Below are 20,845 nucleotides of genomic sequence, written 5' to 3'. Positions count from 1 at the left end.
CAGATCCCCAATCCCAAATCACTAATTCCCAATCAAAATGGTGCAACTACTAAAACAAAAAAAACAAGTAGTAAATGTTCTCGCTGTATTTGCGATCGCAACATTCAGTTTACATTTATTGACTTTATTTATTTTAATTCTGCAAGGATTTACTGTTCGACAGTTAAGTCTGCAAAAGCCGCCTACTTTCGTACAATTAGTCAATGGGAAGCCGATAAAAACCATAGACACTCTGGCTAGGGAACCAGAAGCAATCCGCCAATTTGTTAGTAAAACAATGGTGTCAATTTTTAACTGGTCGGGAAATTTACCTCCCCGAACTATTGAACAAGTTTCAAAACCTCAATCTGATTTGGGAATTTTAATTAAGACACCATCCGGAGGTGTTAAAAGAGTTGCGACTAGTAGTTGGTTGGCTAGTTTTGCATTCGCAGAGGATTTTCGTAAAGGTTTTTTAAGTCAAATTGCTGAAATGACTCCACCTGAGGTCTTTTCCGACCGACCAGAACGAAAAATGTCAGCCAAGTTAGATATTACTCAAATCTATCCTCCAGAAAAAATTGCACCGGATAAGTGGCGAGTAGGAATCGTTGCAAATCTAATCCAAACTAAGGGTCGTGACAATAAAAAAGTTATAATCCCTTTTAATAAAGATGTAATAGTACAATCAATAGATAGTTTTAAACATCCTTTGACACAGCAAATTACAGATTTACAACAAGCTATTTATAGCGTGCGTTCGGATAGCTTAGAAATCTATGAAATTCGCGATTTATGTCTGACTGATGAATATGATAAAACAGCGAAACAAAGATGGTTGCGCTGTAAAGTAAAATTTTAGTTTCAAATTTCCCATCAATATTTAAATTTTGAGTCTGGGTTTGAGTTTAAGTGTAACTTGAAGTTTGATTTTATTTAAATTTAGCACTTTAAATTTAAATTATTTAAGTCTGAATCATTAAAAAACCAAAGCTTTGTATTTGATATGATTATTTCCATTGAGATTAGTACTAAGCTTTTGATTTAGGTAATTTTTCTTACCCCTCTGTTCCTCGTTCCCTGTTCTTTGTTCTATTCTCAGTAAAATCTAATCTCCTAACTATATACTTACTACTATAAATTACAAAAACTTGGGTCGATTGGAGCATATCAAATGCGTTCTTTAAATCCTAAAAAAAATAATAATAATCTTATTCCTTTATTTGTTATTGGAACTTTTAGCTTACATTTGTTCACGGTGCTGATATTAATGTTCCATAACACAATGCTGCAGCAGGTAAAACGTAAAACCTTGCCGGAAACCTTAGTTCAATTAGTTGATGGTCGAACAATTGCAGTAGCTGCTACCGATAATTTAGAACGCAATCAACAAACTATTCGTCGCTTTGTGGGTGAAGCTATGACTTTAATATTAACTTCTTCCAATAATTTACCTCCAAGCTTAATTAAGGAAATAACTTCTCCACTACTAAGTGAAGATTTGAGGCAAAAATTAAATTCTAAGAATAATAATATGGGCTTCGACTATGGGTTAGATAGGAATTTGCGAAATACAGAAAATGTTCTAGCGATCGCAAGAATATCCCAACCAGAAGAAGTTAGTAAGGGGAACTGGAAAGTCGATATTTATGCAAATTATTTAACTTTTAAAGGCGCAGAAAAAACAGGTACTTCTATTCCTTTTAATAAACAGATTTTTGTACGAGCAATAGAAACAACTAAAGCCACTGCAGATCAATCAGGGATACCAGCTAATTTAGCAATTAGTGGCTTACGGGAAGCAAGGCTAGAAATTTATAATATCTGCGAACTAAAAGATAAAAAATGTTCTACAAGTAAAAAAATGTAAAGTAAACAAATAAGAAATTAACTAAATCAATAAGAACTTAACTATGAAGCCAAAAAATCAAATCTCTACCCCTGTATCTTCCCGAAATTCAACTGTGACCGATATTGACAATTCTCCTTCAAGTACAGATATTTCTGAATGGGAATCGCGTATCGCCAAGTTAGTTGGTTTAGAAGAAGAAGTAACATCACCCAGTTCCCAAATCAAGGAAACATCCCTAACAGAAGCGATATCAGAAAACCAACGAATAGAAGTCAGCAAAGAAACTCCAGATCCAAACTCAGTTCGTACCAAACAATCCCTGTCTGCAAATCCTTTTGCAAAAGCTGGTTTAGTTGGTGCTAGTACTTTAGTAGCTGTCCTATTTGCTGGAGGATTTTTATCACAAATTATGGGTGGGGGTGGAAAACAGCAAGTTAAAAAAAATGTTACTGTTCAACCACCTCAAGTTAAAACCCCAAATCGTCTCGAACAACTAGAAACAGAAGTAGATACACTCAAAACCAAACTTGCGCTTGCGAAACAAGCAGAAGCAGTCAAAAATGCACAACAACAACTTAGAAGAAACAAACCAAAACCTGAAGTTGTAAATAAACCTTCACCACCGAAACCCCCCAAACCTACACAAAATATTTCTCCACCTGAGGTTATTACCCGAGTAATACGAGAACCCCGACCTGTTGAGATTAATCAAACTCAACCTGCACTTCCAGAACCTCCACCCCCACAACCAGTAGCAACACCAGATCCAACACCAGATCCAGATCCAATGCAGAAATGGCAAAAATTGGCGAAGTTGGGTAGTTATGGGATGGTGACTCAAGATATTAGCAAGCAAAATACTGTAAAAACAGCATCTGCACCAAAAAGAAAAGTTGAACCCCTCGTCAGTCGTCCGAAATCAAAGGTAACGCCAAAACCAAGTACATCAAGAAGATCGGGAAGTGGTAAACGTACAGTTGTTGGTAGTAGTGCTGAAGCCGTAATTGCAACCGCTATTTTTGGCGAAACAACAAAATCCCGGGGGAGAAGTAGAAGTAGAAGTAGAAGTAGCGGAAATAGTGATAACTCTAGCACAGACAACAATGTATTTGTCGTACGTTTAGAAGAACCACTCAAAGCAAGAGATGGTGAGGTTATAGTACCCGCAGGTAGCGAAATTCTAACTCAAGTCAGTTCAATATCAGACAGAGGTTTAATGCGACTTAATGTCACCAAATTGTTAGTTAAAGATAAAGATGAATTAATTGAAAAAAGTCTATCACCAAATGCTCTAACAATTCGCGCTCCTGAAGGTAAACCTTTAATGGCTAAGAGTTATCCCAACAAGGGTTCATCGATTGCTGGAAGGGATGCGCTAACATTTGGTTTGGGTGGATTGGGAAGAGCAGCTCAATTATTTAACCGCACTGAAACTAGAATTGTTCGTGACGAAGGTGCTGTTTTTTCAGAAACTAATAATAACGATCCCAACATCACGGCTGGAATTTTAGAAGGTGGGATGAGAAGTTTAGTTCCCCAAGTTACTCGTCGCAACCAACAAGCAATTTCGCGCATAAATCGAAAAAGTGATATTTGGTTTCTCAAAGCAGGTAAAGAAGTTGAGGTTTATGTCAACCAAGAAGTTCGCTTGTAGTTTGTAGTGCTGAGGCAATTTGAGTTTATTGTTTAAGGAAGTTCAATTTTAAATAAAGGAGTTTTACATCAAAAATATACTTTGAATGAGGGCACAGTTGGGTGTATCCTAACGTAACGAAATTATTGATGAATAATTCTAACTTAGAAAAAATAATTGTTCAGTAAATAAATCCCAGGAAAATACAGGGCAGAATCTAGGTGCAGCCGATGAAAGAATACATTAATTTTTGCCGGAATATCGTCAAAAGTTCTTATTTTCTCCCATTAACATCTCTACTTTTTTTAACAGTAGGATTGTGCGTTACCAATCGTGTACTTGCTAATAATGCTGTTCTCCGTTCCATTTTTTCATGTCAAGCACAGGGTTTGGGAGGAGCAATACCCAGTGTAAAAGTTTGGTATCAAAACGGTACAAATTTAAGCTTTATTCCCGCAGGTGAAACTATCAAAAAAGTTTGGTTAGACGATCCCTCAGAGGTCACCTTAGATTTTGATGGTCCCATGTGTGTGAATTTTGGCGGACAAGAAGGAGGAGATTGTGAAAATTCAGCAGCTAGCGTAATTCACATGCGACGGATTGAAAAACTCGATATTCCCGGTCTTCCCCCTCGAAGTAATAATTCCAAAACTCTGTTAACTGTGGTCACGGAAGGAGGAGGTAGGAGAAAATTATATACTTTTCGCGTGATTTATGGAGACGGAATGCCAGAATACAATACTATGGCTGTTTTTTCCGATCCTCCATCTTCTAGCGAAAATCCTTGCGTACGAATCGATCAGTAAGCTGCTTCACAGTGAATATGTTTTTAATTAAACTATAGCAATCCTAAATCATTTACGAAAATCAAATATGATTGCTATAGGATTGAAATTAGTAACTATTGCTGTAATGAAAACAACCAAATAGTCCTTCCTGTTAAATGTTTTTATTATCAACTCTTAAGTTCTTTTAAAAAAATTTATAACCTGCGATTTAGTCATTCCAGGACGAATTTGTGGTTGATAGAGTATTTGTATAACTTTTTTATCAATTTGAGAATATCTATTTGTGTCAGTCCAAGGTTGATAAAAAATACTATTTTTATATTTATAAGAATCTCTTAGAAGTCCCAAAGATTGGGTCAATTCTTCTCTAATTAAGTGCGATCGTTCTTGTTGATTTACCCCAGCACTTGCGATCAAAATGTTTGCACTATTTATAGTATTATTTTGATTCCAGTTAGTCCAAGCATAGCCATAATTTCCTGGTTGATAATTAGGTTCGTACCGCCGAAACTGAGATACGGGAACAAAATGAATTTTTACATTCGGTTTATTGTCAACTATATTCAATTTTATTCCGGATACTAAACTATTAATTTCATTAATTACGCTTTTCAAAGTATTTAAGTCTTCAGGGGTTGGGGAACCGATGATTTTAATTCTTAAATCCCTATCCCATTTTCTGATCAGATTGGAACCTGCAGAAAATTCAGCACCAAGTGCTATTTCAAGAAAATAATTAATTTCTTCAGGTGTATATATATTTGGTGTGATGTAAGCTTGTTGATAATTTTGTTCTTTTCTATAACTATTTACTGTTGGGTTTATATATCTAGAACTTGAAGTATTTATTCCTTGTCTATTTATTCCATTGTAATTTTCCGGTGGGATAGGAATAATGTTACTTCTGTGTTCGACACTTTTATCCCGGTTTCCCCTCGCAACTAAATCACCTCTGACCCAACCAGTGATACCAGTTTCCTGTAACTTGACATAGTACCAAGTAAAGCCATCCATTCCCTCTGTATTATTGCGGATGATTACCCGATCGCCAGATCTACCGTAATCAACAGCATCGGATAGGGTGCTAGGTGCTAAGCGAAGATTTATCTGACTGGTAGGATTTTTACTGTTGAGAACTGCTGTTTGTGCGTCAGAGGAAGAAATTGCAATCCCTAATATTGTTCCTCCAATTGTGGTCGATGCGATGCTCAAAGCAAGAGTATTACGAATCCCAGAGACAAAAATCTGCTTTATTTTCATAAATCCTGTGTAAATTCAATGATGGGAAATATGGGAAACTTGGCTCTGATGACACCCAAACCTTTCTACTTAAAACTTTAAATAATCAAAGATCCAAAACTTTAGCCCTTAGAACTTTAGCCTTTAACAAAAATATTTTTCTGTATTTTCTGGAAACCTTGTTGTATGAGGAACATCAAATATAGATTCTGCGAGCGATCGCTTTTGACTTTGACTTTCTGAAATAATGTTTGTGTGTCATTAGTAGTTTCCATTTATACCTCATGTTTTTTATAAATGTACAGATAAAATGAGAATATTTCGGGAGCGTCTCACTTTCGTAAAAACACCCACCTTACCTAGTAATGTGAAAATCTTATCCTCTAGTTATTCGCAATAATACATTTGCTTCATGTGAGATGAACCCAATATTTCTTTGCGATTGTAGCCACTATAAATTTGCTTTATAATCAACAATAATTATTGGCGTACGAGGTAATTGGAGTAATTAAGATACAAGGTTACCGGAAATTTACGCACATAAAATTACAACTTCCAAATATTAGAAATTCCAATATTAGAAATTGCTTATAAGTACGTAAGTCCTAGTCGAGTTATTTTGTTTTGAACCATTCTAAAGTTATTGAGGAATTATAAGGGTGACATATATTACTCTTCCTTGCAAAAATCCTCAAACAGGAATCCAAACCAGAATTTTTGTCCCTTGTTCGGGATAACTCTTAATTGTCAGTTCTCCACCTAAAATGTTTACCCTTTCTTGCATTCCCCGTAATCCAAAACCTGTATGATGTGCGTTAATATTAAAACCTCGACCATCATCTCTTAATTCCAAAAGTATTCCATTAGAATCTTTGTTTGCATTCAGGGTGACCAACTTAGACTCAGCATGTTTTTGGATGTTTGTGAATCCTTCTTGAACAATGCAATAAAGTTGATGACTAATTTGAACTGGTAGGTGCGGTAGTTTTACATTTACTCGTACTACAAAAGATTGATTTCGTTCTACTTTTTGCGCTAATGTCTTAAGTGCTTCACTTAAATTAAAATTTGACTGGCGCATAGTTTGAACAGAACGTCGTACTTCATCTAAACATTGACTACTTAATTCTTTGGCTATATCTAAAGATTTTGCAGCTTTGATTGGATCTTGCTCGTATAATCTTTGAGCAAGTTCTAGTTGTACATCTAAAGTAGTTAAAGAATGACCTAATGAATCGTGAATTTCTCTTGCAATGCGATTACGTTCTAAATTTGCAGCCAAACTTTCAACTCTTTTTGTTAGTTCTTCTGCCTGTTGACGACTTTTTTGTTCTGCTAATATGACAAAACTAAATAATATAACAAAAGTACTCGCCGCTAGATAAACACCAGTATTGTTAATTATAATCCTGATGATAACAAAATTAGTGTCAGAGAGTTCATCGAGAATTTTATTAATATTCTTGAACTGAAATTTTAAAATATCAGGTAGACTCAAACCTAGGGCAATATTCCAAAATATACCTGATACAAATGCAATAATAATAACTTTTTTTCTATTTACAAGAAAACAACTTTTGACTAATACAAGATAAAGTAATATTTCAAAGTTTGCTCCAAATGCTCTTGCTAAGATAATAGATGTTATCTCTAAAAATATATAAATATATCTTTGCCAGTTGGGGTAATTGATGGGAAATATAAAGCTTAAAAATAAACAGAAAGTAAGATAAATAATATTTGCATAAGTGGGTATTAATTGAGAATAATAGTTGCTATCACGGCGATTTAGTAAGAATAATAAGAAATATACAACTATCAAGGTCCATTCTATATAGCGTACAGTTCGACGAATAGAGTCCGGTGTTTTTACTAAATCAATCATACTCAACCTCGAACACAGGATTATTAACTTATTAATTGCTATCATGCACAATTTTATAGAACTTATAGTATGACTAAAGTCATAACTATTTATTACTTTAGACAATATGCGACCCAATAAATTTATGCTTTAATATTTTTAGTTATTTTTCAATAAGTATTTTACCAAACTTATATTATATCTATTTGCCTTTTGAGCACTTCTAATCGAGTAAATAGAGTAATAAACATTTTAAAATGTTTGCTCCTTGTCTACCCTCCTTTTAAGGAGGGCTTATTTAACTATTTTCAATATAAATGCATATTTATTTACTATTGATATTTAAATCTAAATATTTTTTACTGAGTTAAAATATAGTTGGTTGAGATTTGTCGGTAAAAATTTAATTAAATTAGATTTCAGGGAACTAATGATTTTCAAATCCTATTCTTCCAGTTTGGTTGTCGTGATTTGTTCGAGTTTACTGATTTCTTTATATGGGTGTGTTTTTAAAGAAAATAATCTTCTCAATAATCAAACTAGTTCAAAAAATCAAACGACTTCAAATGATAATCAACTTACCAATGTAAGAAATATATCTACTGCAGAACGAATAAATAAAATTAGTTTGTATCTGGAAATACTTGAGGAAAATGGATTTTCAGGTGCAGTACTCGTAAGTCAAAATGACAAAATCATTTTTGAAAATGGTTATGGTTTAGCTGACCGGAAGAACAGGATACCGATTACACCTAAAACAGTTTTCGATTCAGGTTCTCTTTCCAAACAATTTACAGCAGCAGCTATTCTGCATCTAGAAGAACAGGGTAAATTAAAAGTTGAAGATACATTGGCTAAATTTTTTCATGATGTTCCGTCAGATAAAGCCAAGATTACTCTACACCAACTCTTAACCCATTCATCTGGTCTTCCAGAATACGCATTTGATAGTGATTTTGCTAAACTTAGCCGTCAACAAGCACAAAAATTAGTATTCAAAGCTAGATTAAAAACTTCACCAGGAACAAAATATTTATATTCTGATACTGGTTATGGGTTACTTGCAATAATTGTTGAAGTTGTTTCTGGTAAGTCTTTTCAAGATTATCTAAAAGACAACTTATTTAAGCCCGCTAATATGCTTAATACGGGTTTTTATAACGATCCTCAATGGTCCCAAGTGACAGTAGCACATGGTTATAATAACGGAAAAGATTTTGGTTCTGCTGCAGAGCGACCTGGTCCTTATTGGGGATTGGTTGGTTTCGGTGGTGTATTAACGACGGTAGAGGATCTTTATTTCTGGAATATTGCTCTAGAAAAGAATTTGATTCTTTCTCGAACATCCACTAAGAAGTTGTTTGCACCTCATATCAAAGAAAATAAAGATGGAAAAAGCTACTACGGTTATGGATGGGTGACCGAAGAAATACCAGGATATGGCAAAATTATTTCCCATGATGGTGCAACTGATTCGCAAAATGCCATATTTATAAAGTATGCCGATTCTAATAATACCGTGGTAATCGTACTTTCTAACCGTATTGATGAAGGTTGGTTTGGTAAGGAAACTTTTTATGGAACTCAAACCGGTGAAACTTTAGGAATTAATATCTTAAGGGACAACTTCCGAACGCTTCCAGATTATGCAAATTAATAATTTTACAGATATTGCAAATATTGAAATAAATTAACAAAATCAATTGGAATAACTCATAATTTTGCTTCGTTGCGACTATAGATAAATCTGCAAATAACATGACTTAAGTCACTATTATATATGACTTAAGCAAATATATGATTTGTTCAATCCATGATTAACTAGAGCTTTGGCTGTTTTGAAGAAGTATTCTACAAAAGGAAAAGTTTAGATGAAAAATTTGTATCTTTTGAGTATTAGCTTGTTCTCAGCTGCAACCTTAAATTATTTTTCTTTCACTCCTGCTGCTAAAGCTCAAACAACTTCCAGAAATAATAATTCTTTAAGCTCTACGGAAACTAAACAAAAGCCAGAACAAGACCAAGTAATGGTTTCAGAAGTTGTAATTGAGGGAGTAGAAGAAGAATTAAAACAGAAAATATCCAAAGTAATCCAAGTTCAAGCAGGTCAAACCATTACTCGCGATCGCTTAGAACAAGATATTAATGCAATATTTGCTATAGGTAACTTTGCTAATGTTCGAGTAATACCAAAAGATACACCTTTGGGAGTAAAGATAACTTTTGTTGTTGAACCCAATCCAACACTGCGCAGGGTAACAGTAAAGGGTAGTAATGTTGTACCTCAAAAGGTAATAGATAAAAGTTTTAGCCAACAGTACGGTAAGATAATCAATTTTCGGGAATTTCAAAAAGGAGTAAAAAATTTAAATCAGTGGTATCAGGATAATGGTTATGTATTAGCTCAGACGATCGCTCCCCCTAGTTTTAATTCTGATGGAAGTGTAACTTTAGCAGTTGCAGAAGGAATTATAGAAGACATTAAAATTCAATTTATTAATGAGGAAGGAAAGGAAAAAGACGCTGAAGGTAAACCAATTAAAGGTCGGACACAAAAATACGTTATTACTCGGGAAATGCAATTGAAACCCGGACAAGTATTCAAGCGTGAAGTTGCTCAAAAAGACCTGCAACGAATTGCAAGTTTGGGAATTTTTAATGATCTCAATCTTAAATTTAATCCCGGGAAAGACCCACAAAAAGTAGTTTTAGTCGTAAACCTTAGAGAAGGGAAAAATATTAGTCTTACACCCACAGGAGGGTTCAGTTCTCGTAGTGGACTATTTGCTTCTGGGAATTTTCAAGCACAGAATATTGGTGGTAGAAATCAGAAATTTGGTACAAATGTTGAAGTTAGTCGACGAGATTTAACTTTTGACGTTAATTTTTCTGACCCTTGGATTGCGGGAGATCCTTACAGAACTTCTTATAAAGTTGGTGCTTTTAGAAAACGTTCTTTTTCACAAATATTTGATGGTGGGGAAACAGATGTAGAACTACCCAACGGTGATAACCCTAGAGTATTTCGTACCGGTGGTAATATTATTTTTCGTCGTCCGTTGAGTAAAAATGTATTTGAAAAGTCTGATTGGGTCGCAAGTGCGGGTTTAAAGTATCAAAAAATTGCGATTCGTGATTCAGATGGGAATTTAAACGCTAAGGATGAATTAGGAAACGATCTTAGCTTTAGTGGTGATGGTGAAGATGATTTATTCAGCATACCCCTAGCTTTAGTGAGAGATAAACGTAATAATCCTTTGCGTCCCACAAAAGGTTCTTTTTTAAGTCTGAGTAGCGAACAATCAATTCCCATTGGAGATGGAAATATTTTATCCAACAAACTGCGAGGAAATTATAGCTTTTATGTTCCTACACATTTAACCAAATTCACAAAGGGTTGTCGTAATTCCAAATCTAATTCTAAAACAGATAAATGTCCCCAAGCTTTTGCTTTTAATCTCCAAGCAGGAACTGTTCTTGGCGATTTACCACCCTATGAAGCATTTTCCCTTGGTGGTTTGAATTCTGTTCGAGGTTTTGCTGAAGGAGATTTGGGTAGCGCTCGTAGTTTTGTCCAAGCGTCGGCTGAATATCGTTTTCCAGTATTATCTTTTTTGGGTGGAACTGTATTTTTTGATGCTGCAACAGATTTGGGTAGTAGTAGTAGCGTTGTTGGTAACCCCGGAGGTGCAAGAGATAAATCAGGTAGTGGTTTTGGTTATGGTGCTGGTCTTCGCATCCAATCTCCACTAGGACCTGTTCGTCTTGACTATGGTTTTAATAATGATGGAGAAAGTCGGATTCAATTTGGTTTAGGAGAGAGATTTTAAAAAAGTGGAAATAAATCGTCTTTAACTTTCTTTATCTAGCTAGTAAGATTTGAGAGAAGAAAAACAAAGAACTGCACCATAATGCATTTTTTAATAAAAGCAACCACCTCAAAGCATCCTCAACATTATTAACCCGTTCTCCTAAGGGAAGTTGGGGACGGTTTACCATAACAACTTTGATTCCTAATTCTCGTGCAGCAGTAATTTTAGCAATTGTTGCATCTCCACCACTATTTTTACTGACAATTGTATCAATTTGATGTTCGATTAATAACTCTTTTTCCTTAATTAATTTAAATGGTCCGCGATCGAGTATTACCGATCCTTTGGGAATTAAATCATCTTGCTTGGGGGGTTCGATTAATCGCATTAAAAACCAAATATTGTCTATATATGCAAAATGGATAATTTGTTGTCTACCAACAGCTAAGAATACTCGTTTTGCATTTTCTTCTAGGATCTTTGCAGCATTTATAATACTATCAACCTCAAGCCAGTTATCTCCAGCTTGCAATAACCATTCTGGTCGAATCAACATCAGTCTGGGTAAATCTAGTTCCTTTGCTGCTACTGCTGCGTGCAGAGATATTTTGGCTGCAAATGGATGAGTCGCATCAATTAAGATATCAATTGCATCATCCTGCAAATATTTTATTAAGCCTGGAACACCACCAAAACCACCAACTCGTGTCACTCCTACTTGGTACCTAGCTTGAGTAGTACGACCTGCAACAGATAACCTTACTTCTACATTAGAAATAGTTGCGGCTTTAATCGCTAATTGAGATGCTTCCTTTGTTCCACCCAGAATTAATAAACGCTTCATTTAATGTGCTTGAATAATATGCTTTAAATTGACTAATTTAGATTTAAGTTTAGATTTAAGTTGAGGTCTTAAAATATTTTATTAAGTTTTATATTATATTTTTGATCTATTTTGAGATTGAACAAAAAGCTGTCAAAGCCCTTTAATTCAGGATTTTTGAGAAATTACTAACGGCATAAATATAGTTTTAGTATTTATAAAAAATGAACTTGAAATAAAATTTGATTTGAGAAATATATTTTTTACTGCATAAGTTTTTGTCACTGTAACTATGAATAGATAGTTATAAAAAACAAGACTAATTCAAATTTGAAGTTAGTCATATCTAGGTCAAACAATTATGCGAAAAACATTATTATTAGTTGCAATTATTGCAGCTTTAACAAGTGGATGTCGTTATAGTAAAGAATATCAAAAGCTTACAGAAGCCGGAAATAAATATACTACTGCAGTTGATAAACTATTGCTTGCAGCAGGAGAGCTTCATTTGGATTCAAGTTCTGAAAGAATATTAGAGGATGACATAATTGCTAATCAAACCGTCGAGCAATATCAAAATATTTCCAAACAAGATAGGGAAATGATCCGAACTATTAATAATATTCGTTTACATAATCAATTACTAAGAAGATACTTTAATAAACTTGACCAAATTGCGAAATCTGATGCGCCATCAGAAGCTCAAGAAGAAATTGAAGCGATTGCTGATAATATCAACTCTGTTAGTTTAAGAATCCAAAAAAGTCAGTTTTTTACACCTCCAATTCAAGGTATTGTGGGTAACATAACAAATCTTGCAATACATTCTCGAATTAAAGGTGTCATTAGAAAAGAACTTGAAAAACGCAATCAAATAATTTTACGGGAATTAACCCTACAAAGGGAAATGCTGAAGGAAATTGGTAGCTTCATGAAGCATAGAACCCAAGAAATGAAGCAAGTGAGGGAAAACCGCCTAATTATTCGTCCTTTGATTGCAAGCAATCCCATAAGAAGTGCAGATATATGGATTAATGAACGCAGGAAAATTTTCTTTATGGATCAACAGATTCAAGAGCTTACAGATGCAAGCCAAGCTTTAGATGAATTTAAGGATATTTTCCAGGCTTCTGTAGAGGGAAAAATCAATTCTCAGCGTCTCAATAATTCATTAAAAGATATCGACTCATTTTTATCAATACTTGAAAATAGCAAAAAATCAATAATTATTCAGGAAAGTTAAAATCATGTCAAAAACTCATAAACTAATCGAACTTATGAGGAGACAACAGCGGATGTTGTTTTCGCCAGAGATACAGTTTGCTCTAGAACAAGACCCAGATGAATTAAAGAGGGTAAATTTTGTTAAAGAGCGTCAAAAATATGTAAGCATATTACAAAATTTGGAAAAACAAAATTTAGAACACATTGCTGAAAAAATGAAATCTTTGGAGCCAGAATTAGAAAATGCTATTTCTGAGTTAGAACAGGAATTGCAAAGTATTAATAATACAATCAGAATTTTAAGAAACATCAGTAATGTTTCTCGTGTTGCTTCCCGAATTTTGATGTTTATATAGTTGATAGTCAATCAAATATAGGATAATAAATTTAAATTTATTTACCTTAGACAATAAAAAATTTAGTAAATATATCTTGGGGATGGAACTGGATTAAATTCTATCTATCTTCAACAAATCAAAATTTAAAATCTCAGTGGAGCAGGAAGAATAGTACTCCACCACATAAGTTCTGAGGGTTTTGTAGTTGGGCTATGTCCTGATGGACATGCTAACGCTAATAGCCCCGGTAAAGTCTTGATATTAAAGCGCTAAAGCGCTACTACGAACCTTAATTTACCTATCAAAATTAATGTGGTGTAGTAATAGTCTTCTTTGCTCTTTTGTTTTAGTTTATCTAGGACAATGCAAAACCAATGATGAGATTTTTTCAAAATATATAGCAGTCATCATAATTTTTAGGACTTTTTTCTGTTCTTCGTTCCCTTGAAAGCAAAACTATAATGTCCCAAACGAGGTGTCTGTTGCTACAAAATTTCAGAACTCACTTAAATTATGAATAATATTTCCTTGACGGTCGAATAAAATAACCTTTATATCTAACTCTACACTGGCATACTTTTGCACATATTTCTTAGCGCGATCGCCAATTCTAGCAGCCAAAAGAGCAAAAACCCGATCTGCTAATTGAACTCCAACCAAAGTTTTGTATGCAGCATCAGCCGTTTTGGCTTGTAACACAGTTTGAACTATTTGTATGTCCCCTCCAGCTTCAACTACAGCTGCTGCAATGATTTCCAGCTTGGCATCTGCAATATGAGAAGATGTATTAAAAATTCCACCTGCAAGTTTAATTAACTTTCCTTGATATCCCAATAAAGTTACCGATTTTGCTTTGTACAACCCTGCTTCCACAAGTAATGCACCCAACCAATTACCCGTAGGAATGATGGCTGATTCTGGAATTGGTAAGCGTTGGGCTACTGAGAAACCATTATTACCAATACAAAATACTAAGTCGGAACAATTTTTTACTTTCTCACGCAGTACGGCGCGAAATTCCTCCAAATGGTCAGCAGCACTCAAAGGTTGGGAAATACCACTAGTTCCCAATAGTGCTAAACCTTCGAGAATCCCAAATGCTTCGTTTGAGGTACGTTGGGCTAATTGACGACCTTCGGGTAGGATAATTCTGATAATAGCTGTTCGATCTGGAGAAATTAAAGGTGAAACGTTAACCTCAAACAAACGACGAGCAAAATGATAAATTGCAGCTTCTCCATCTACTGTCTTTCCCAAACCCTCACCGGCTTCTAAAATGAATTCTTCTGCTCTATTTTCGCGCGGTAATAACTTTACCCAAGCCCAGATAGGAGTATTTTTGGTTATATCTAAGTTATCCCCTGGATCGCTATTGGTAATAGCTAAAGCAGTATCATTTGCTAAATTTGCAACTTGTTGAATAGGAATATCTGCAGCTTCAGGGAGTAAATCGAGGTTGACTGTATTGTGAGTAATTATGTTGTTCTGAAGGTGTAACAATGCTGCTTTAGCAGCCGCTACAGCAAAAACAGGTAAGGTATATCCTTGACGGGGCATGGTGAAATTAGGAATTGAGCATTGGAAATAGGATACAGGAAAAATAAGATTGTCGTGAGTTCAAAAACGAACTCTACTAAAATTGTAAAGTTGCTAATTATTCAATAACGCTAAGCATTTAAGCAAAAAAGTTCTCAAAATTTCCTTGTTTACTCCTTCTTCGCTGCATAAAAAATTTGCGCTTTCTCTAACGAATAAAAAGAGGCGGTCAGATAGCCGCAAACTAAAAAATACAGATTGTACTCAGGTAGAGGATCAGAATTATGGATATTCAAACAATGCTAGATATGTGCCGATTGAGGAATCATACAACAGGTAAGAAAATTCTCATTCTCGGCGCAGGTATTGCAGGCTTAGTTGCAGCATATGAATTAGAACGTTTAGGTCACACAGTCGAAATTATTGAAGCTAGCGATCGCATCGGTGGTCGAATTTGGACTCACCGTTTTGGAGATGGTGAAGATGCAGCTTACGGGGAATTAGGTGCAATGCGTATCCCCTCAGATCACGAATATACTCTCCACTATGTTCGGGAAATGGGATTGGGTGACAAACTTTGTAAGTTTGTAACTGTTTTTGAGGAACAAAACGCTTTGATGAATATGGAAGGAAAAGTTTTCCGGATGAAGGATGCACCTAGAGTTTTGCAAGAACAGTATCAAGGAATTTTTAAGGATGAACGTTATAGCGAACAAACAAGATTCTTTGCTGCTTGGTTACAAACGATTGTTAATGCGATATCTCCTGAAAGCTTAAGAAAAAGTCTGGAACGGGATTTACAAACTCACTTGATGGGTGAATTAGAACGGTTAGATTTGACACCTTACTTTAGTGAAGATGGCGAGACCATAGATTTACAGAATTTCATTAAGGAAAATCCTAGTTTTCGGGCAAAATGTTCCCAAGCACTGGATATGTTTCTCAGTGATATTTTAATTGAAACCAGTCACGATCTATTGCAAATTGCAGGAGGAACAGAACAAATTATTGATCGCCTTGTTGCTTCTATTAAAGGGAATATCAATTGCAATACTGAAGTTACTGGTTTACAAGTTTGTAAAAATAGTGTGAGAGTCTCCTTACAAAAGAATGGAGAATTTTATAGCAGTAATTGTGACTATGTATTATGTACGATTCCTTTCTCAGTATTGAGAAAATTAGAATTAGTTGGCTTTGATCGCAAAAAATTGGAATCTATTCATAACACAGTTTATTGTCCAGCGACAAAAGTTGCATTTAACTGCGCTCAAAGATTTTGGGAAAAAGATGGAATTCGAGGTGGAGCATCCTTTAGTGGTGAAGGTATTCGTCAAACTTACTATCCTTCAGTAAAAGGTAATACCACCATGTTAGCAAGTTACAGCATTGGCGAGGATGCCGACAAAATGGGCGCAATGGTGGAGCAAGAACGTTATGATTACGTAAAAAAGGTGGTTGGAAAAATTCACCCAGAAATTCAAGAAGAAGGAATGGTTGTAGATGAAGCTTCCATTGCTTGGGGTAATTATAAGTGGAGTGCTGGTGGATGTACAATTCATTGGGATGGTGATGAGTCGAAGCACACAATCAATTATTTAGAAGCAGCAAGACCTCAAAACACTCTCTTCTTTGCTGGGGAACATTGTTCTCGCTTTCCTGCATGGATTCAAGGTTCTTTAGAGTCTGCACTTGAAGCCGTATATGACATTGTTACTCACAAACCTCGTTTGGATAAATCTTTGGATGCTTCTTGCATCTTACCGGTGAGAGCGAACAGTATTAATATCTTTGCAGCATAAAGTAAGTCTTGTTCTTGGAATATTTTCTTTGAATTTGTATTTGGAATTTGTATTTGGAATTTGTTGTTCTAATAAAAATTATCTAATGTCGTTAAGAATAAGTGCATAAATATCATCCACTTTACTCTATGTAATTTTAAGGAAGCACAATAGTCTACTTGTAAGTTACGACGGAGAACATTCTATGAAAGGAAAATTTATGCACGATAACAAACCCGATTGGAAATTTCCAAGTCAAAATCACCTAATTAAAATTTGATAAAGTGTGCTTCTATCGCTTTCTGCTAATTATATTTCCCATACTTATAAAGTAAATCTGTTAACCGATATTAAAACCAATTATTTTTAATCATTTAGCTATAGTTAATTATTTTAAATAGTTGGTTTTACAATACATTATTTTGAGTTTCAAACTAGTTAAACAGGTCCTATAGAGTACTACATCAAAGAAAATAGTTACTATAACTATAATTTTCAATGATTCTAGACTTTTTTAAAGTACTTTATTAACTAAATAAATAAAAACATATCACCTATTTAAATTACCAATCAGTCATCCCATTTCCATATTTAAAATGAGTATTTTAGACTTTCCTCGCTTGCACTTTCAGGGTTTAGCTCGTATCCACGCTCCCACAGGAAATAAAAATAAGGAAGTGGATTTAAGTACTAATACAGCTTATATGAACGGTGAACCTTTTGATTATCGTCATAAAGCATCTGAATATCACGACTATCTTTACAATAAGGGAGCAAAATTTAACTCTGAAGGACAAAAAGATGATAATGGTCCATTCAGCATGGCTATGGGTTGGGATTTTGGTGGAAATGGTCACTTTGTAATTGATGCCAAAATTATTAGTACCCAAGGTGAGTTTGGACAAATCGACCAAAAGGATCCGGTAGTAGGGCGTAAGGTTGATATGTGGGGTCATTACAACGAATATCTAGGTACCACCGTTAACCGCGCTCGGATATTTGATTGCGACCCAGCTTCCAATTGGACAACAACAATCATGCTCGGACAGTTTACCTTTGGAAGGGAAGGTGACGCTGGAGAGCGACCAAATATGTTTTCTGGACCTGTAGAAGGTCTTCAGACTCCTCGTTGGCAAAATTTTGACTATATTCGGGAATTACCAGAACATTGTCTCAATAAGGAATTTAAAAAAGCGGCGGTGTATCAATTTGCAGTAGATAAAAATGCTGCAGATTTTCTCTGGATGAAGGAAGCAGAACTTTCACCGACTGTGTCCCTGTTGCGAGAAGCAATGGAGCGAGACGATGTTTTGGGATTGGTGGTGCAGTTTAGCATTAGTAATATGTCTACTCCCATCAAACCCGATTCCCCTAGCTTTTGGGAATTACATGGCACAATTGGTTTGTGGTGTGTGGGAGAGATGAAAAGTTACCCCCACGGTCGTCTTTTGATTCCCGATAGTCTTGTAACTGGGGATAAGTCATCCCCACAAAATTTATCTAATCTGAGTTTAAAAATTACTCCCCAAGGTGTGAGTTTAAATGCGATCGCAGCAGTACCTTGTGTGGGACGCTCTCCCAAAGCAGGACCTGGTCCCACCCACAGTATCGAGGGTAAACTCAAGTTAGGGAACTTAGAATTGCGTACGATTGATACTCAACGATTAATCGCTAAAATTCCCGAGGAACTTTATCAAAAACAAGTTTATCAGCTCAGCAGTGGGATTATCGATGTCCCCCTATCGGCAGAATTTGAAGAGATTCAAGACGAGATAGAAAATCAGGGTTTATATATTGTTAGAAATCAAGCCGACGGACAACAACAAATTTTAGTTCGAGAGAAAGAAATAAATCTACAGATAGATGACGCTTGTCTATTTATTGAATGTCCAGATTGGCAAAATGGTGAAGATTATGCTGTAGAAGTAGAAGTATTTTCCTTTTTTAGAGGACGTCCCCAAGCAATTGAAAATATTTACTTACATCAATTCTATAATCCAGAAGCACTCCCCCAACTTCGTTATAAATTTGAGCAAGATCAAAGTAATATCGGTCAAGAATTTAATTATCCCCCCAGCAATGAAATAGATATTGTTCATTTCAAGCCAGGAAAACAAGAAGAAATTGGACATTTTTCCCCTAAATGTAGAATTTCCACTGGTAAGGATGGACGTACTTGGGTGAGCATACGCGGTTTCCAACCAGGTACAGCACGGGTATTACTTTCAACTCAAGCAAATGAATTAGGGACAAATGAAGCTATTACAGCCTACGATAACGAGAATAAATTAGGATTTTGGTCTAGTGTAGGTTCCTTCAACCTGCGAGTATTACCAGATGACTGGGATTTACTAGCACAAACCCCCGATGGAGCAGTAGATTTTGACTTTATTTATCAACATATCTTGGCTTACTACGAACAATGCTTCTCTTTTATGAAAGCAGAAGTTTTTAGTCTGGCTGACAAATGTAAAGTTGAAACTTACTCCCGTTTGATGTGGCAAATGTCAGATCCCAAAAATAAAAACAAAACCTATTATATGCCGCCAACAAGGGATATGTCAGAACCTAAAGCCATGCTCCTGCGTAAATTTTTGCAAAATCAACAGCAAGTGGGTTATGTTCCCCAAGCAACTCCAAAACCTAAGAGTATCCAACGGGAACTAAAAACACGAGAAGAGTTAGTTAGCGCATTACATCATGCTGCAGAGTTGGAAGTTGCGGTGATGCTGCAATATATCTATGCAGGTTATTCCATACCCAATTATGTCACAGGTGAAGAGTATGTGCGCCGAGGTTTATGGACCCAAGAACAATTACATTTAGCTTGCGGAGATGGGAAAGAAGTCCGGGATTACGGAATGCGCGGTGTTTTTCTGGAAGTTTGTCACGAAGAAATGATTCACTTCTTGATGGTGAATAATATCTTGATGGCTATGGGAGAACCTTTTTATGCTGCAACACCGAATTTCAGCGAAATTAATCGTCGTTTCCCAATTGAAGTCGATTTTGCTCTAGAACCTTTGAATGCTTCCTCAATTCAACGATTTATTCGGTTTGAAATGCCTGACTTTTTAGAGGAAGATTTAACTAATGAAGTTGTACTTGAAGACCCAAAAGCAGATCTCTTACATGGTTACGGTTCTTTAAGTGAGTTATATCGTCAAATTAGACAAGCGATTGAAACTATTCCCGATTTATTTGTTGTTAAAAAAGGTAGTACGGGAGGCGAACATCATTTATTTTTACGAGAGGAGACTAACAAAAAACACCCCCACTTCCAATTTCAAGTAGATGATGTAGAAAGCGCTCTATTTGCGATCGACTTTATTGTCGAGCAAGGAGAAGGATGCGATCCAAACTCACCCAAGTTTGAAAAATCCCACTATCAACAATTTCAAGGTATTGCACAAAAGCTTTCCCAACAGCACTTACAACATATTTCTACAAAAAACTTTATAAAAACTTCCACACAAAGATTACTACCCTGGAACCCTGCTTATCCTTCCTTGCGTAACCCTACCCTTAACTATCAAGATTATCATTCCAATATTGTTACCGTACCTCAAACCCGAGAAGTAATGGAAATTTTCAATCGCTGTTACTTCTTAATGATGCAATTAATGGTGCAACACTTTGGTCTAAATCCCAATGCAAGTTTAAGACGTTCCAAACTAATGAATGCCAGCATTGATATTATGACAGGTATGATGCGTCCTCTGGGCGAACTATTAATGACTTTACCTTCTGGGAAACGGGGTAAAACAGCAGGACCATCTTTTGAAATACCTATGGCGATATATATCGCCGATCCAGAAATTGCTTATAAAAGAATATCACGGGAGTTTGAAAGTTTAGCCCGACGCTCGCGCCAGTGTGAGGTGATTCCCACAACAGTTTCAGAAATGTTTGATTTTTATATTGAATTCTTTCAAAAACTTGTAGAAAAGTAGTAGGAAGTCAGGAGTCAGGAGTCAGG

The 20,845-nt window shown here is 35.5% G+C and carries 15 protein-coding genes; 10 read left to right on the top strand and 5 right to left on the bottom strand.

Going from position 1 to position 20,845, the window contains the following annotated elements:
• Positions 1-37: 37 nt before the first annotated feature.
• The 4 genes from BC008_RS41270 to BC008_RS41255 all read left to right on the top strand — a co-directional run bounded on the left by BC008_RS41270 (position 38) and on the right by BC008_RS41255 (position 4,270).
• Positions 38-841 carry a hypothetical protein gene (locus BC008_RS41270; RefSeq protein ID WP_027843578.1) on the top strand — a complete coding sequence of 268 codons (804 nt, stop codon included), beginning with the start codon at positions 38-40 and terminating at the stop codon, positions 839-841.
• Between the two features lie 312 nt (positions 842-1,153).
• Entirely contained in the window at positions 1,154-1,849 is a 696-nt protein-coding gene (locus tag BC008_RS41265) for a hypothetical protein (protein WP_027843579.1), read from the top strand.
• 43 nt (positions 1,850-1,892) lie between these two features.
• Positions 1,893-3,485 carry a TrbI/VirB10 family protein gene (locus BC008_RS41260; RefSeq protein WP_027843580.1) on the top strand — a complete coding sequence of 531 codons (1,593 nt, stop codon included), beginning with the start codon at positions 1,893-1,895 and terminating at the stop codon, positions 3,483-3,485.
• 209 nt (positions 3,486-3,694) lie between these two features.
• Entirely contained in the window at positions 3,695-4,270 is a 576-nt protein-coding gene (locus tag BC008_RS41255) for a hypothetical protein (protein ID WP_027843581.1), read from the top strand.
• 156 nt (positions 4,271-4,426) lie between these two features.
• On the opposite strand, the gene BC008_RS49020 is transcribed toward BC008_RS41255, so the two are convergent.
• The 3 genes from BC008_RS49020 to BC008_RS41245 all read right to left on the bottom strand — a co-directional run bounded on the left by BC008_RS49020 (position 4,427) and on the right by BC008_RS41245 (position 7,376).
• Complete coding sequence (locus tag BC008_RS49020) at positions 4,427-5,512, bottom strand: DUF2927 domain-containing protein (RefSeq protein WP_063800859.1); 1,086 nt, start codon at positions 5,510-5,512, stop codon at positions 4,427-4,429.
• Between the two features lie 116 nt (positions 5,513-5,628).
• Positions 5,629-5,766 carry a hypothetical protein gene (locus BC008_RS50090; RefSeq protein ID WP_161938221.1) on the bottom strand — a complete coding sequence of 46 codons (138 nt, stop codon included), beginning with the start codon at positions 5,764-5,766 and terminating at the stop codon, positions 5,629-5,631.
• Between the two features lie 416 nt (positions 5,767-6,182).
• Complete coding sequence (locus BC008_RS41245) at positions 6,183-7,376, bottom strand: sensor histidine kinase (protein WP_027843582.1); 1,194 nt, start codon at positions 7,374-7,376, stop codon at positions 6,183-6,185.
• 409 nt (positions 7,377-7,785) lie between these two features.
• Here BC008_RS41245 and BC008_RS41240 point away from each other — a divergent pair, with 409 nt between their 5' ends.
• Positions 7,786-9,012 (top strand): serine hydrolase domain-containing protein, encoded by a 1,227-nt coding sequence (locus BC008_RS41240; protein WP_058184664.1) that lies wholly within the window; start codon positions 7,786-7,788, stop codon positions 9,010-9,012.
• A 214-nt stretch (positions 9,013-9,226) separates the two neighbouring features.
• Positions 9,227-11,185, top strand: a complete 1,959-nt coding sequence (locus BC008_RS41235) for a BamA/TamA family outer membrane protein (RefSeq protein WP_027843583.1) — start codon at positions 9,227-9,229, stop codon at positions 11,183-11,185.
• Between the two features lie 31 nt (positions 11,186-11,216).
• Here BC008_RS41235 and BC008_RS41230 read toward each other — a convergent pair whose 3' ends face one another.
• Positions 11,217-12,011: a cobalt-precorrin-6A reductase gene (locus BC008_RS41230; RefSeq protein ID WP_058184662.1), complete on the bottom strand. Its 795-nt coding sequence runs from the start codon at positions 12,009-12,011 to the stop codon at positions 11,217-11,219.
• 340 nt (positions 12,012-12,351) lie between these two features.
• Here BC008_RS41230 and BC008_RS41225 point away from each other — a divergent pair, with 340 nt between their 5' ends.
• Both BC008_RS41225 and BC008_RS41220 read left to right on the top strand, forming a co-directional pair.
• A complete protein-coding gene (locus tag BC008_RS41225) occupies positions 12,352-13,233 on the top strand; it encodes a hypothetical protein (RefSeq protein ID WP_027843584.1) in 882 nt (293 codons plus the stop codon).
• A 4-nt stretch (positions 13,234-13,237) separates the two neighbouring features.
• A complete protein-coding gene (locus BC008_RS41220) occupies positions 13,238-13,570 on the top strand; it encodes a hypothetical protein (RefSeq protein WP_027843585.1) in 333 nt (110 codons plus the stop codon).
• Between the two features lie 477 nt (positions 13,571-14,047).
• Here BC008_RS41220 and cbiD read toward each other — a convergent pair whose 3' ends face one another.
• Complete coding sequence (gene cbiD / locus BC008_RS41215; RefSeq protein WP_027843586.1) at positions 14,048-15,109, bottom strand: cobalt-precorrin-5B (C(1))-methyltransferase CbiD; 1,062 nt, start codon at positions 15,107-15,109, stop codon at positions 14,048-14,050.
• 263 nt (positions 15,110-15,372) lie between these two features.
• Between cbiD and BC008_RS41210 the strand changes: the two genes are divergently transcribed.
• Together BC008_RS41210 and BC008_RS41205 are read left to right on the top strand one after the other, a co-directional pair.
• A complete protein-coding gene (locus BC008_RS41210) occupies positions 15,373-16,887 on the top strand; it encodes a flavin monoamine oxidase family protein (protein WP_027843587.1) in 1,515 nt (504 codons plus the stop codon).
• A gap of 575 nt (positions 16,888-17,462) precedes the next feature.
• Positions 17,463-20,819, top strand: coding sequence for a ferritin-like domain-containing protein (locus BC008_RS41205; RefSeq protein WP_027843588.1), 3,357 nt, complete (start codon positions 17,463-17,465; stop codon positions 20,817-20,819).
• The last annotated feature ends 26 nt before the right edge of the window (positions 20,820-20,845 follow it).

Origin of the sequence: Mastigocoleus testarum BC008, from assembly GCF_001456025.1 — a bacterium.
Classification (GTDB): Bacteria; Cyanobacteriota; Cyanobacteriia; order Cyanobacteriales; family Nostocaceae; genus Mastigocoleus; species Mastigocoleus testarum.
The sequence above is the reverse complement of the archived record's forward strand: the minus strand, read 5'-3'. Positions and strand labels throughout refer to the sequence as shown.